Below are 15,013 nucleotides of genomic sequence, written 5' to 3' on the forward strand. Positions count from 1 at the left end.
CAGTAGTGCCAAGCTCGAAAAATTCTTTAAATCACCAGCTAAGTATCTTTTACAGATAGTGTTTTATCAATAACTCAGCCAACTGCACAGCATTTATGGCAGCGCCTTTCCTCACATTATCAGACGCAATCCACAAATTGAGTTCTGCCGGATCATCAAGACCCGCCCGAACACGGCCGACGTAAATCAGATCTTGGCCAACTGCATCACCAACAACAGTCGGATAATCCTCGAACTCTACACATTCCAGCGCTGGAGCACGCTGTAAAACGTCACAAACTTTAGCAATATCAACTGTTTTAGTGGTTTGCAACGAAACACTGAGGCTATCACCAAAAAATACCGGCGCCTGTAGACAGGTTATTGATGTCTTTAATTTCGGCGCGGCGAACAATTCCTTTAGCTCTGCGGCCACACGCTGCTCAAGCGCACCGTGACCCTGAGCATCCGGCTGATCGACCTGAGGCAGCATATTAAAAGCCATTTGCCGACCAAACACCTGTGGCTCAAACGCACGGCCATTGAGCAGCTCTGCCGTTTGTCGCGCCAGCTCGCTTACCCCTTCGCGACCACGGCTTGAAACCGCCAGGCACGCAGTCAGATTAATCCGTTCGACAGTAACATTGGCCCCCAGCGCAGCCAGAACACAGCCCAACGCCACACTGATTGACGCCGGACTCGTTACCACATAGGGCGCGTTAAGCTTTTCAAGCGCCTGCGGATTCACTTCCGGGACGACACGCGGCGCCTGCTCAGACGGCAAACCGCCCGCCAAGTCGATAATAATGCAGCCTGCTGCACGGGCAGCATCGATGTGCTGCGCGGTAACACTTTGCCCCGCCGCAAAAAACACCACTTGAACAGTGCTGAAATCAAACGTTTGCATTTCGCGCACGCGTAGATTTCGACCTTTATAGCTGACCGTTTGCCCAACCGATTCAGCTCCCGCCAAGGCGTGCAAGGTGCCGATTGGGAACTCACGCTCCTGCAGAACCTGTACCAACGCTTCGCCCACACTACCGGTGGCACCAATTACTGCAACATCCAAGCTACGACTCATACTCAACTCTTGAGGTTATTGACCAACACGGCAAGGTAAAAACATCACCCCTGCTCCTAAGGTGTCAAAATGCGAAGCTTAATCCGTAGGGTGTGACAACGCGAAGCTTGTCCACCGAGCATCATTGATCTTGCCGAGTTTTGCGAAGGGTGATGGCGGACAAAAAAGCGTTGTCCGCCCTCATGAGTTATGCGAAATGCAACTTACAAATGCATAAAGCGAGCTTAACAGGAATCGTTTATACGATAGCTGCTTAGCTCGCTTTATGCCGGGTTAATGCCTGTGTGCAAAAACGCGCAGTTGATTAACGCTCCAGCAGGATCCGCAGCATGCGGCGTAGCGGTTCAGCCGCGCCCCACAACAACTGGTCACCAACGGTGAATGCGCCCAGGTACTGCGAACCCATGTTGAGTTTACGCAGACGCCCTACTGGCACGCTCAAGGTCCCGGTTACCGCAGTCGGGCTGAGATCAGTGATGCTTGGCTCGCGATGGTTTGGCACCAGCTTGACCCAAGGGTTGTGCTGACTGATCAGCCCTTCGATGTCCGAGATCGGCACGTCCTTGTTCAGTTTGATAGTCAAAGCCTGACTGTGGCAACGCATCGCGCCGATGCGCACGCAAATACCATCGACCGGAATTGCACTCTTGAAGCGACCCAGAATCTTGTTGGTTTCAGCCTGCGCCTTCCACTCCTCACGGCTCTGGCCGTTAGGCAGTTCCTTGTCGATGTAAGGAATGAGGCTACCCGCCAGCGGCACACCGAAGTTATCAACCGGGAAGCCGTCGCCACGCATGCTTTCAGCCACGCGGCGGTCGATATCCAGAATTGCGCTCGCCGGGTCAGCCAACTGCTCAGCTACTGAACTGTTGATGGTGCCCATCTGCTTGATCAGCTCACGCATGTTCTGCGCGCCTGCACCGCTCGCGGCCTGATAGGTCATGGCGCTCGCCCACTCGACCATACCCGCCTCGAACAGACCACCCAAGCCCATCAGCATCAAACTGACAGTGCAATTGCCACCGATGTAGTTCTTGGTGCCCGCGTCGAGCTGCTGGTCGATCACCTTGCGGTTGACCGGGTCCAGCACGATCACGGCGTCGTCATTCATGCGCAGCGATGATGCCGCGTCAATCCAGTAGCCCTGCCAGCCCGCTTCCCGCAGTTTAGGGAAGACATCGTTGGTGTAGTCTCCACCCTGGCAGGTCAGAATCACATCCAGACCTTTCAGTTCATCGATGTTGTAGGCGTCTTTCAGTGGAGCGATATCCTTGCCCACTGCCGGCCCCTGGCCACCAACATTGGATGTGGTGAAGAATACTGGCTCGATCAAATCGAAATCCTGTTCTTCAAGCATGCGCTGCATCAGCACGGAACCAACCATGCCACGCCAACCGATCAGACCTACACGTTTCATAACAACTACACCTATATGAATCGCGACTGAAGTTCTTCAGTCGCGCGAAAGATTACAAACTACGCAGTGCCTCGACGACCGCATCACCCATTGCCGCAGTACCCACCTTGGTGGTGCCAGCTGAGTGAATGTCGCCCGTGCGCAAGCCTTGATCGAGCACCATGCTCACCGCTTTCTCGATGGCCGCCGCCGCGTCAGCTTGGTTGAAACTGTAACGCAACATCATCGACACCGACAAAATGGTCGCCAACGGGTTGGCGATGCCTTGACCGGCGATATCCGGCGCAGAACCGTGACACGGCTCGTACATGCCCTTGTTGTTGGCATCCAGCGAGGCCGATGGCAGCATACCGATAGAGCCGGTGAGCATTGAAGCCTCATCCGACAGGATATCGCCGAACATATTATCAGTGACCATTACATCGAACTGCTTTGGCGCACGCACCAGCTGCATGGCAGCGTTATCCACGTACATGTGCGACAGCTCAATGTCGGGATAGTCTTTAGCGACTTCCTCAACCACTTCACGCCACAACTGGCTGGAGGCAAGCACGTTGGCTTTGTCTACCGAGCAGAGTTTTTTGCCGCGAACCCGAGCCATATCGAAGCCGACACGGGCGATACGACGGATTTCACTTTCGCTGTATGGCAATGTGTCGTAGGCCTGACGTTCGCCGTTTTCCAAATCACGGGTGCCGCGTGGCGCGCCAAAGTAGATGCCACCGGTCAGCTCACGAACGATGAGGATATCCAGACCCGCAACCACTTCTGGTTTGAGCGAGGAAGCATCAGCCAGCTGCGGATACAAAATAGCCGGACGCAGGTTGGCAAATAGACCCAGCTGCGCACGAATTTTCAACAAACCGCGCTCAGGGCGGATATCCCGGTCGATCTTGTCCCACTTGGGACCGCCAACAGCGCCAAGCAGCACAGCATCAGCGTTGCGGGCAAGCTCCAGGGTTTCATCGGCGAGCGGCACACCGTGCTTGTCGATGGCAGCGCCGCCAATCACATCGTGGTTTAGCTCAAAACCCAGCTGGAACTTTTGATTCGCCAGTTCAAGCACCTTGACCGCTTCAGCCATGATTTCCGGGCCAATACCATCACCAGGAAGAACCAGAATCTGTTTGCTCATGCTTTCCTCTCAAACGGCGCTGATTGCGCCAACACATTTTTTAAAGCCGATCTATTAACGTTCAGCCCAAAGCAACAACACATCCGGACTGAATGAGCCGTCGTCAGCAATTTCAAAATACTCGCGAACTTCTTCGCCCACGGCCTGCTGCAATGCCAGAATCGCTTGGCGAAACACCTCCGGGGTGCGCATGCGCTCGACCCAGCTGGTAAATTCCAGGCGCAAGCGTTGGCGACTGCAACTGGTTTGCACTAAACCTGCCTCGCCGACCAGACGCGACCATTGCGCCGGCGAGTAATCACGCACATGGCTGGTGTCGCGCAGTAACTCAACCGCTTGCAGATGAGTGTCGAGCAATGGCAATTCCGGCGCGGCAACATCAATAAACGCAGCCGTCCCGCCCGGTTTTAATACTCGACGCACTTCGCGCAAGGCCTGTCCCACATCGCGCCAGTGATGCGCCGAATAGCGACTGAAGACAAAGTCGAACTGCTCATCGGCAAACGGCAGTTGCTCAGCCTTGCCACATTCAGTCTGCACATTATCCAGACCCCGCTCAGCAGCAGCTGAAACAACCACATCCAGCATCTGTTGAGACAAGTCGTATGCCACCACCTCACCGGCTAGCGGCGCAACCTGAAAGCTGACATGGCCCGCACCACAACCCAAGTCCAGCACCCGCGCGCCTGGCAGTGCCGCGACCCGTTCCCGCAGCAGCGCAAACTCTGCACCTTGAGCATGCACCGCACTGCTCAGATAGGCACTCGCTTGCTCGCCGAATTGGCGCTCAACTACTTGGTTGTGATCAGCCTGGTTGTGATCAGTCATGTCGCCGCCCCTGGCTCCTCAGCCGCTTTGCATTACTTGATTGCGCCAAATAACCATGGCTGTTGCTGGCGATAGCCTTCCTCAAAGGCGTGAATGGCATCACTGTCCTGCAAGGTCAAACCGATGTCATCCAAGCCATTGAGCAAGCAGTGCTTACGGAAAGCATCGACTTCAAAACTGTACTGCTTGCCGTCTGGGCGAGTGACCTTCTGCGCTTCAAGGTCAACTGTCAGTTGATAGCCTTCAGTCGCTTCAGCCTGCTCAAACAGTTCATCCATCTCGCTTTCAGCCAGAATGATCGGCAACAAGCCGTTCTTGAAGCTGTTGTTGTAGAAAATGTCAGCAAAGCTTGAAGCCAAAATAGTGCGAAAACCGTACTCTTCCAACGCCCATGGCGCGTGCTCACGACTGGAGCCGCAGCCAAAGTTCTCACGCGCCAGCAGTACGCTTGCGCCCTGATAACGCGGGAAGTTGAGCACGAAATCTGTATTCACCGGGCGCGTGGAGCTGTCCTGGTTTGGCTGGCCGACATCCAGATAGCGCCACTCGTCAAACAGGTTCGGGCCAAAACCGGTGCGCTTGATCGATTTCAAGAACTGCTTCGGGATGATCTGGTCAGTGTCGACGTTGGCACGATCCAACGGCGCAACAAGACCGGTGTGTTGGGTAAAAGCTTTCATAGCGGTCTCCTCAGGCCTGAATCAATTCACGAACATCAATAAAGCAGCCATTCACAGCAGCAGCTGCAGCCATTGCCGGGCTCACCAAGTGGGTACGACCACCGGCACCCTGACGGCCTTCGAAGTTTCGGTTAGAGGTTGAAGCGCAATGCTCGCCGCTGCCGAGTTTATCTGGGTTCATCGCCAGACACATCGAACAGCCCGGCTCGCGCCACTCAAAACCGGCCTCAATGAAAATCTTGTCCAAGCCTTCTTTCTCGGCCTGCTGCTTGACCAAACCCGAACCCGGTACAACCATCGCCTGTTTGATAGTTGCCGCGACTTTACGCCCCTTGGCCACTTCAGCTGCGGCGCGCAGGTCTTCTATCCGCGAGTTGGTGCACGAGCCAATGAAAACACGATCAAGCTGGATATCGGTGATCGCCTGATTGGCAGTCAAACCCATATATTTCAAGGCACGGGTGATCGAGTCGCGCTTAACCAAGTCAGTCTCGGCGGCTGGATCTGGAACGTTTTGGTCAACTGCCAACACCATTTCAGGCGAGGTGCCCCAGCTCACTTGCGGCTTGATATCTTCAGCGCGCAATTCAACTACGGTATCAAAATGCGCATCCGCATCAGAAACCAGACCACGCCACTGCGCGACCGCTTGATCCCACTGCTCGCCCTTCGGCGAGAACGGACGGTTTGCAACGTACTCAATGGTCTTTTCATCGACAGCCACCATGCCAACTCGAGCACCTGCTTCGATCGACATATTGCAGATGGTCATGCGTCCTTCCAGCGATAAATCGCGAATCGCGCTGCCTGCGAATTCCAGGGCGTGACCATTACCGCCAGCGGTACCGATTTTGCCGATAATCGCCAACACGATGTCTTTAGCAGTGACGCCAAAAGGCAGCTTGCCCTCAACGCGAACCTGCATGTTCTTCATTTTCTTAGCGACCAAGCACTGCGTGGCGAGCACATGCTCAACCTCGGAAGTGCCGATACCGTGAGCCAACGCACCAAAGGCGCCGTGAGTCGAGGTGTGTGAGTCGCCGCAGACCACGGTCATACCGGGCAAGGTTGCGCCCTGCTCCGGGCCGACCACATGCACGATACCCTGACGAACATCGTTCATCTTGAATTCAAGAATGCCGAAATCGTCGCAATTCTCATCCAGGGTTTGCACCTGAATCCGCGAGACTTCATCACTAATCGACTCCAAGCCACCTTGGCGCTCGGCCTTGGTGGTCGGTACATTGTGGTCCGGAGTGGCGATGTTCGCGTCGATGCGCCATGGCTTACGCTTGGCCAGACGCAAGCCCTCGAATGCCTGCGGAGAGGTCACTTCGTGGAGGATATGCCGGTCGATATAGATCAGTGACGAACCATCGTCACGGCGCTTAACCTCGTGCATTTCCCAGAGCTTGTCGTACAGCGTTTTGCCGGCCATCAGCGTTTCCTCATCATCAGCATATTTCTGTGCTTCAGGAGTATCCCTTTAGCTTATGTGGCAATTTTATGGGTTTGCTTTAAATTACTCAAATTCATATTTTTCATCTATCGAATAACTATCAGGAATACGAAATGGATCTGGCAACCCTTAATGCATTTATCGCGATTGCCGAACTGGGAAGCTTCTCCGACGCCGCAGAACGTTTGCACCTGACCCAGCCGGCGGTCAGCAAACGCATCGCCAGCCTGGAGCAACAACTCAATGTGCGCCTCTTTGATCGCCTTGGTCGCGAGGTGAGCCTTACTCAAGCTGGCCGCGCCCTGCTGCCACGCGCGTACCAGATCATCAATGTACTGGATGACACGCGCCGAGCTCTGACAAATCTGAGTGGCGAGATCAGCGGCAGACTGACGCTAGCCACCAGTCACCATATCGGCCTGCACCGCTTGCCGCCTTTATTGCGCGCGTTCACACATGCTCATCCGCAGGTCGCGCTGGACATACAGTTTCTCGACTCCGAGGTGGCCTACGAAGAAGTCCTGCATGGCCGCGCCGAGCTAGCTGTCATCACGTTAGCGCCGGAAACCCGCGGACCGGTAAGTGCGGTAGCGGTTTGGGATGACCCGCTGGACTTTGTGGTCGCGCCAGAACATCAATTAGCCAGCCATTCCGACGTCAGCCTGGCTGATATCGCTCACCAGCCTGCAGTCTTCCCTGGCGGCAACACGTTCACTCACCACATTGTGCAGCGCTTGTTCGAGGAGCAAGGACTAACGCCCAATATAGCCATGAGCACCAACTACCTCGAGACCATCAAAATGATGGTCTCGATCGGCCTCGCCTGGAGCGTGCTACCGCGCACTATGCTCGACGACCAAGTGTTTCGACTCGCCCTTCCGGGCATCCAGCTCAGCCGTCAACTAGGCTACATCTCACACAGCGAACGCACGCTTTCAAACGCCGCGCGGGCATTTATGCAATTGCTCGATGCGCAGCGCGACGATCTTGCATGTGCCACTCGATAACCGCTACGGTGAGGCTATAACTATTGTATGCCAGCACTCGACACCCACTGCTGACAACCTCGACCATCCGCAGAGCCACCAATGGCGAAAAATCATGACCGCAGTGTAATTTTGCCGCACATCCCTGCACTCGATCCTGCTGCGTTCGAACAGGCATGGGATGACGCTCCGCGTCTACTGGCCGCACTCAACGGCGCCAAGTTGGGCGCTTGGCTTTGGGATATAGAAAGCGGCAAAATCAGCTGGTCACGCGGCGCCCAGGCACTGTATGGGCTTGATGCAAGCCGACCATTAAAGCAGCGCGTCGAGTATCTGGATTTGGTGCCTCCGGAGGATCACGAACACGTCTTGTCTTTGTTCCGCAAGATTGTCGATGGCACCCCTGACCTGCGTCCAATGCGCCATCGAATCATCTGGCCAGATGGCAGCCTGCACTGGATTGAAGTCAACGGCAGCCTGAAACCCGACAGCCAAAACCGGCCGCGCATGTACGGTGTGGTGCGCGACTACACCGCGCAGAAACAACGCTCCGAATCGCTGATCAACTCTGAGCAACGCTTTGCCAGCCTATTCCAGCTTAACCCTGACATCGTAATGCTGGTTCGCCTTGCGGATGATCACCTAATTGAAGTCAACCAACACTTTGAACACACCTTTGGCTGGACTGCAGCAGAAACAATCGGACGCAGCTGCGACGAACTGAATATCTGGGTGCACGAAGCCGAACAGCAATACCTTGCACGAGCTATAGCCGATGTTCGTGAACCCATTGTCCAGCAAGTCCAATTACGAACTCGCACCGGCAGTATTCTTGATGGCGTGCTCTCCAGCCAGTACCTGGAACTGGAGAGCCAAGCGTTCATGCTCAGCTCTTTCACCGACACCAGCCAGCAGAAACGCGCTGAAGAAGCATTGCGCAGTAGCGAAGAAAAATTCTCCAAGGCTTTTCAATACAGCCCCGATGCAGTTGTTATTACCGACCTGAGCTCTGGCCGCTTCATTGAGGTAAACCCCAGCTTTGAGCGCCAGTTTGGCTGGAGCAAAAGCGAGGCCGTGGGTCACACCTCTATTGAACTGGGAATCTGGGCTGATTTAAGCGATCGCCAGCGGATGCTCGACGCAGTCAAACGTAATGAACTCAACGAGCTTGAGGTATGCCTGCATAGCCGCGACGGCAAGATGAGCACCAATTTATTATTTGGTGGCGAGATCATCCTCGAAGGCCGCGCCTGCCTGATCCTTACCGTTCGTGATATTTCAAGACAACGCGCCCAGGAGCAGGTGCTGAATGACAGCCAAGAGCGTCTCAACCTGGCGCTCGACTCGGCCGACCTTGGCACCTGGGACTGGCACATTCCAAGCAACTTGATTTACGGTTCAGAACGCACCTCGATTTTACATGGACTGACCGCCACGCCTTACCACGGCGACTTCGAAACATTGCTCAGCACCGTTCCGCTTGAAGACCAACGCATGATGCTCAAAGCCTATAAAGAGCTGCTGAGCGGTGCGCGCCAGACCTATCAGGTGATCTATCGATCGCGCCATGCCAATGGTGCGACGTACTACATCGAGAGCACTGCAAAACTTTATCGCGATACCGATGGTTCGCCCCTGCGCATGACCGGCATATTGCTCAACATTACCGAGCGCGTGCACAGGGAGCAGCGCTTGGCCGCCTCGGAAGAAAAATTCGCCACGCTGTTTCAGGCCAGCCCAGACCCCATCTGCGTCACCCGTGTCAGCGACGGCGTGTTTATCGATGTAAACCCCAAGTTTAGTAAAACCTTTGGCTGGGAAAGTGCCGACATTATTAATCGCAGCAGCCTTGATATCTGCTTTTGGAAAAACCAGAGCGATCGTGAACGGCTGTATCAAAAACTCAACCGTGAGCAGTCGTTGGATGAAGAGGTGGCGCATTTTTACCACCACTCAGGAGCACTGCTAACCTGCGCTATTTCGACCCGATTTATCCGCGTTGATCGCCGGCTGTGTATCAGCACTACGTTCCGCGATATTACCGAACGCGAACTGTCTGAAGCGGCACTGCGGGCCAGCCAGGAAAAGTTTGCCAAGGCATTCCACTCGAGCCCTGACGCCATCACGATCACCGAGCGCGACAGCGGGCGTTACATCGAAGTTAATGAAGGTTTTTGCAAGCTCACCGGCTATAGCGCTGAAGACGTTATTGGCAAAACGGCTTACGAACTCAACATCTGGGCCAATGCTGAAGAGCGCCAGATGATGCTGACGAACCTGGCGCACAACGGTCATGTCCATCACTTGGAAATGCGCGGCAAGCACCGCAACGGCACGCAAAGAATAGTTGAAGTCTCGGTCGAAACCATTGAACTCAATGAAACCCCGTGCCTATTGCTTACTGCCCGTGATGTCAGTGAGCTGAAGAGCGCTCAGGCCCAAGTTCAGCACATGGCGTACCACGACCCACTGACCAACCTGCCCAACCGCACGTTATTGATGGACCGCCTGACCCAGCAGATCGCCCTCCTCAAACGCCATAACTTACGCGGTGCACTGCTGTTTATCGACCTGGATCACTTCAAGCACATCAACGACTCGCTCGGCCACCCCGTGGGCGATAACGTGCTGCGCGTGATTACTGCACGCCTAGAAGCGAGTGTGCGTCAGGAAGACACAGTGGCGCGCTTGGGCGGTGATGAGTTTGTGATATTGATTTCAGGACTCGAAGGCAGCACCGAGGATGTCACGCTACAGGTCACTGAAATATCCAACCAGTTACGCAAACTGCTGGCTGAACCCATGCTGCTGGATGGCCAACGCTTGCAGGTCACACCCAGTATTGGCATTGCACTGATCCCGGATCACGGCGACACCCCAGCAGACCTGCTCAAGCGCGCCGATATTGCGCTGTATCGCGCCAAAGACTCGGGGCGCAATATCGTTCAATTGTTCCGCAACTCCATGCAGGAAGCTGCCAGCGAACGCTTGCGTCTTGAAAACGATTTGCGCTTGGCCTACGCCCGCGGTGAGTTCGAGCTCTACTTCCAGCCACAGGTTGATGCGCGCACCAACAAGATCATTGGCGCCGAGGCGTTAATCCGTTGGGATCATCCAACCCTTGGACCACAATCACCCGGCCTGTTCATTTACATACTCGAAGAAAGTGGCTTGATCCTGGAGGTGGGTGGCTGGGTGCTCGCGCAAGCCTGCCGCGTGTATTCGCAGCTATTCCAGGAAGGGCTATTAGCAGACGACAATTTCAGTCTTTGTGTGAACATTAGCCCGCGTCAATTTCGCCAGGAAGAATTCGTTGCCTTGGTCCACAACTGTCTGCGCGCTGAAAACGTGCCACGTCTCAAGCTTGAGGTAACCGAAAGCATCATCATCCAGAACATTGATGACACCATCAAAAAAATGAATCAGCTGCGCGACATTGGCGTTAGCTTCGCTATGGATGACTTCGGCACCGGCTACAGCTCACTGACTTACCTCAAGCGCCTGCCGGTTGATGTACTGAAAATCGACCAATCTTTTATCCGCGATGCCACCAGCGATCCCAATGATGCTGAAATCATCCGAGCTATCCTTGCCATGGCCAACAGCCTCGGATTAACCGTGATTGCCGAAGGTGTTGAGCAACAAGAGCAACTCGACTTTCTTGGCAACCAGGGATGCCACCTCTATCAGGGCTACCTGTTTAGCAAACCCGTACCACTCAATGAGTTCAAAGCCTTGTTGCAGCGTTCGCCCGAACAGCAAAAACGCAGTTAAACCACCTACATCAGTGTGGGTAAAGCCGCTCATCAATCAAACAGAGGATACTTTATGCGCAAAGTCATGCTAATAACCGGCGGCAGCCGCGGCATTGGGGCAGCAACAGCGCGCCTGGCAATAACCGATGGCTACGCCGTATGCATTAACTATCACCAGCAAAGCACCGCGGCTGAAGCACTGGTTGCCGAGATCAAGACAGCGGGCGGCGAAGCCATTGCAGTACAAGCTAATATCGCCATCGAGACTGAAGTTGAGCAGCTCTTCACCACCATAGATCGCTACTTTGGCCGGCTCGACGTACTGGTTAACAACGCCGGCATACTTGAACCGCAAATGCGCCTGGAACAGATGGACAGCGCGCGCCTGCAACGCGTATTTGCCACCAACGTGTTTGGCAGCTTTGCTTGCGCCCGCGAAGCGGTGAAGCGGATGTCTAGCGATAATGGAGGCCAGGGCGGAGTGATCGTCAACCTATCCTCAATTGCCGCCAAACTCGGCGCACCCGGTGAATACATCGACTACGCAGCGGCAAAAGGTGCCATCGACAGCATGACGGTAGGCTTGGCCAAAGAAGTCGCCAGCCAAGGCATCCGCGTTAACGCGGTACGCCCCGGAGTCATTGATACCGAGATTCACGCCAGTGGCGGCGAGCCAAATCGCGTAGCCCGAGTCAGCGCCAGCGTGCCAATGGGTCGTGGCGGCAGCGCCGAAGAAGTGGCTGAAGCCATTATCTGGCTGGCCAGTGACAAGGCTTCATATGCCAGCGGAGCAATACTGGATATCAGTGGCGGACGCTAGAAAGCTGAGCGCTAATTCAGATTGGTGGTTGAAAAAAGCGTCAACCACCCGACAGGTCGCAAGCAAACCGTAGGGTGAGACAACGCGAAGCTTGTCCACCGGAGTTAGGCAACAGACCTATATCAACTGCCTAGCTGACAAGTTCGGCATTGAGAGCCAGATCAACGCCAAGCATGGCATCAATGCGCACGCAATCATTCTCGCGGCGCAATTGATTGAACAGCAGCGTCGCCTCCGGATAATTGCGCGTCAGCAGCGCCAACCATTGCTTGAGTCGCCCGGGGGCAAAGCGCGGCGAGAGTTTCTTGCGTGCCTGCAGCCAGAACTCCTGCAGCGACGGCTGAAGCTCTTGCCAAGTCATGGCCACGACAGGCTCACCGGCTTTAAACATAGCAATTTGCCGAGCCAAATCAGGGAGACTCACCAAACCCCGGCCAATCATGACGTCATCGACACCACTCACTTCTCGACAACGCTGCCAATCGGCAACCGTCCAGACATCACCATTGGCAAACACGGGCACATTGACCGCCTCTTTGATCAGTGCCACCCACTCCCAATGCGCTGGCGGCTTGTAGCCTTCGACTTTGGTCCGTGCATGCACCACGATCTGCTCAGCGCCGCCTTCAGCCAAGGCTTGGGCACATTCTATGGCGCTGCCTTTATCATCAAAGCCGAGTCGCATCTTAGCGGTTACCGGGATAGCCGCAGGAACCGTGCGCCGCACTTCGCGAAGGATCTGGTGCAGCAACTCAGGCTCCTTGAGGAGCACTGCGCCGCCACGGGACTTGTTTACGGTTTTCGCCGGACAGCCAAAATTCAAATCGATGACCGGTGCGCCCAAGGTACAGGCAAATGCTGCGTTATCAGCCAAGCACTGTGGATCGGAACCCAGCAGCTGCACACGCAACTGCGTGCCTCCACGGGTCTGTGCAGCGGTAAACAGCTCCGGAGCCAGTTTGCGGTAAGCGGAGGCTGGCAGCACACGCTCAGTGACGCGAATAAACTCAGTCACGCACCAGTCAATGCCACCAATATCGGTCAGCACATCACGAAGAATGTGGTCGACCAAACCCTCCATGGGCGCCAAAGCGATTTGCATACCATTACTCTCGAAAAAAACGTTGCATAGTCTACGCAACTATTTGCAGCAGATGAAATGTTCAACACTCGGCATAAGGCACGCCAGTGCAAATCTCAGACATTTGGGTAAACTGGCCGCAGACGCGAACAATCAAGGATTAAGATGCTACGCACCCTTCTGCTCTACGCTGGCCTGTTGAGCAGCTGTCTGCTCCAGGCGGCGCCAATCGAACGACCAGAAATCCACTTTGAATCAACTGCCGAATATACGGCAAAAGTGATCATCAGCCGTGACCGCGATGCACCAACCGCTTGCGATGTCGAGGTATTGATTACTGGCCAGGATCCGCTATCACTACCGCTTGGCGAGTCAGTAGCATTGAGCATTCCTGCTGGAAAATTCAATGTTGAGTTAACGCTTTCACCCGCAGGCTATTGTGGCTCTATTAACCTGATCAGCGAACAGTCGATGCTGATTAAACCCGGCCAGACCCGCTATTTCCAGGTCGTAGTTAGCCAAGACAATATCTTCCTCGCGCCTCAACCGGGCCCTGGGCAAACGTCAAGCAACGAGTGAGCTTAGAGCTCCATCGGGAACACGGGCTGCAGCGCCTTCCCGTAGCCATCGATGAACTCTGACGGCATGCGTTTGGGCTTGCCACTGGAAAGCTCAATACAGACGAACGTTGTTTTGGCGCGCAACAAGGTCACGCCATCTTCTGGGCGAATCAACTGAAACCGGCGATCCATCTTCAAGCGTTGATCAGACTGGACAATCCAGGTTGCCATCTGCAGTTGCTGCTCTTCGTAAGCGCTGGCTAGGTAGTCAATCTCATGACGGGTCACCGCCATTGCTCGATCCAGTCGGCGGTACTCGACCAAATCCAAACCCAGAAACTGCGAGTGGCGCCATGCACAACGCTCTAACCAACTGACATAGACCGCGTTATTGGCATGCCCCAGTCCGTCGATATCATCTGCACCCACAGTAATGTCGATTACAAATGGATTGGCCATATCCCAGTTCATCTACACAGCTCCACCCCACTCGCAAGCAACCGCGAGCAGCGGATCAATAAAAATCTCGGTCAGATGCAATAGCCGGTCTTAGCGATAGACCCGCTCATCTCTATAAGCCTTGCACACTGCCAGAGCCTAGCACCTGAAACAACCTTCGATGCTGATTCGTATCGACAGACATTAAGCGCTGAAATAGAAGGTAAAGACCCCCAGCAGCCATTCCCGCAGCGACCATTGCCGCGCCGGCACTAAACAGGCCTGGCTGAACGGGGTCACAGGGAATTACCCGCGGAGAAATTCATAAAAGACAGGCAAACAAAAGGGCCATTCTTTGCAGAATGGCCCTTTTAAAACCCGACTAGCGGGTAAAATGGCGTCCCCTAGGGGACTCGAACCCCTGTTACCGCCGTGAAAGGGCGGTGTCCTAGGCCACTAGACGAAGGGGACGAATCCTTCGAAAAACAAGGCCAGCAAATCGCTGGCCCGTGGCAGATTTAAAACACAAACGTGCTACTGCAAAATTGGTGGAGATAAACGGGATCGAACCGTTGACCTCTTGCATGCCATGCAAGCGCTCTCCCAGCTGAGCTATACCCCCAGATTTATCGCCTCTCGGCTCACAGCACCTTGCGGAGCTGTTTTAAATAATGGCGTCCCCTAGGGGACTCGAACCCCTGTTACCGCCGTGAAAGGGCGGTGTCCTAGGCCACTAGACGAAGGGGACGCAAAACCCTTCTAACAACTCGACCCGTTCAAAGAACCGGCCGTGG

At 54.8% G+C, this 15,013-nt stretch carries 12 protein-coding genes and 3 tRNA genes; 4 read left to right on the forward strand and 11 right to left on the reverse strand.

All coding sequences use genetic code 11. The features are described 5' to 3' along the window. Positions 1-49 precede the first annotated feature (49 nt). From B9K09_RS14550 to leuC, 6 genes are all read right to left on the reverse strand, one after another. Positions 50-1,060, reverse strand: coding sequence for an aspartate-semialdehyde dehydrogenase (locus tag B9K09_RS14550; protein ID WP_087517496.1), 1,011 nt, complete (start codon positions 1,058-1,060; stop codon positions 50-52). Between the two features lie 304 nt (positions 1,061-1,364). Next, on the reverse strand, positions 1,365-2,477 hold the full coding sequence (gene asd, locus B9K09_RS14555) for an aspartate-semialdehyde dehydrogenase (protein WP_087517497.1): 1,113 nt from the start codon (positions 2,475-2,477) through the stop codon (positions 1,365-1,367). 52 nt (positions 2,478-2,529) lie between these two features. Next, positions 2,530-3,612, reverse strand: a complete 1,083-nt coding sequence (gene leuB, locus B9K09_RS14560) for a 3-isopropylmalate dehydrogenase (RefSeq protein ID WP_087517498.1) — start codon at positions 3,610-3,612, stop codon at positions 2,530-2,532. Between the two features lie 54 nt (positions 3,613-3,666). After that, a complete protein-coding gene (locus B9K09_RS14565) occupies positions 3,667-4,440 on the reverse strand; it encodes a class I SAM-dependent methyltransferase (protein WP_087517499.1) in 774 nt (257 codons plus the stop codon). A 32-nt stretch (positions 4,441-4,472) separates the two neighbouring features. Further along, a complete protein-coding gene (leuD, locus tag B9K09_RS14570; protein ID WP_087517500.1) occupies positions 4,473-5,120 on the reverse strand; it encodes a 3-isopropylmalate dehydratase small subunit in 648 nt (215 codons plus the stop codon). A gap of 10 nt (positions 5,121-5,130) precedes the next feature. Further along, complete coding sequence (gene leuC / locus B9K09_RS14575) at positions 5,131-6,558, reverse strand: 3-isopropylmalate dehydratase large subunit (protein WP_087517501.1); 1,428 nt, start codon at positions 6,556-6,558, stop codon at positions 5,131-5,133. A 134-nt stretch (positions 6,559-6,692) separates the two neighbouring features. Between leuC and B9K09_RS14580 the strand changes: the two genes are divergently transcribed. The 3 genes from B9K09_RS14580 (at position 6,693) to B9K09_RS14590 (ending at position 12,140) form a co-directional block, all read left to right on the forward strand. After that, positions 6,693-7,586 carry a LysR family transcriptional regulator gene (locus B9K09_RS14580; RefSeq protein WP_087517502.1) on the forward strand — a complete coding sequence of 298 codons (894 nt, stop codon included), beginning with the start codon at positions 6,693-6,695 and terminating at the stop codon, positions 7,584-7,586. Positions 7,587-7,667: 81 nt separating this feature from the next. Next, entirely contained in the window at positions 7,668-11,339 is a 3,672-nt protein-coding gene (locus B9K09_RS14585; RefSeq protein ID WP_087517503.1) for a PAS domain S-box protein, read from the forward strand. A gap of 54 nt (positions 11,340-11,393) precedes the next feature. Beyond that, positions 11,394-12,140, forward strand: coding sequence for an SDR family oxidoreductase (locus B9K09_RS14590; RefSeq protein ID WP_087517504.1), 747 nt, complete (start codon positions 11,394-11,396; stop codon positions 12,138-12,140). A gap of 130 nt (positions 12,141-12,270) precedes the next feature. Here the strand turns inward: B9K09_RS14590 and B9K09_RS14595 are convergent, their stop codons facing one another. Continuing rightward, a complete protein-coding gene (locus B9K09_RS14595) occupies positions 12,271-13,242 on the reverse strand; it encodes a tRNA-dihydrouridine synthase (RefSeq protein WP_087517505.1) in 972 nt (323 codons plus the stop codon). A 144-nt stretch (positions 13,243-13,386) separates the two neighbouring features. Between B9K09_RS14595 and B9K09_RS14600 the strand changes: the two genes are divergently transcribed. Beyond that, complete coding sequence (locus B9K09_RS14600; protein ID WP_087517506.1) at positions 13,387-13,800, forward strand: hypothetical protein; 414 nt, start codon at positions 13,387-13,389, stop codon at positions 13,798-13,800. Positions 13,801-13,802: 2 nt separating this feature from the next. Here the strand turns inward: B9K09_RS14600 and B9K09_RS14605 are convergent, their stop codons facing one another. From B9K09_RS14605 to B9K09_RS14620, 4 genes are all read right to left on the reverse strand, one after another. Next, positions 13,803-14,252: a thioesterase family protein gene (locus B9K09_RS14605; RefSeq protein WP_087517507.1), complete on the reverse strand. Its 450-nt coding sequence runs from the start codon at positions 14,250-14,252 to the stop codon at positions 13,803-13,805. A 362-nt stretch (positions 14,253-14,614) separates the two neighbouring features. Then, a tRNA-Glu gene (locus B9K09_RS14610) sits at positions 14,615-14,690 on the reverse strand. Between the two features lie 75 nt (positions 14,691-14,765). Next, positions 14,766-14,841: transfer RNA gene (locus tag B9K09_RS14615), tRNA-Ala, on the reverse strand. A gap of 50 nt (positions 14,842-14,891) precedes the next feature. Next, positions 14,892-14,967 (reverse strand) — tRNA-Glu (locus B9K09_RS14620). Between the last annotated feature and the right edge of the window lie 46 nt (positions 14,968-15,013).

The organism is Pseudomonas sp. M30-35 (assembly GCF_002163625.1).
GTDB lineage: Bacteria > Pseudomonadota > Gammaproteobacteria > Pseudomonadales > Pseudomonadaceae > Aquipseudomonas.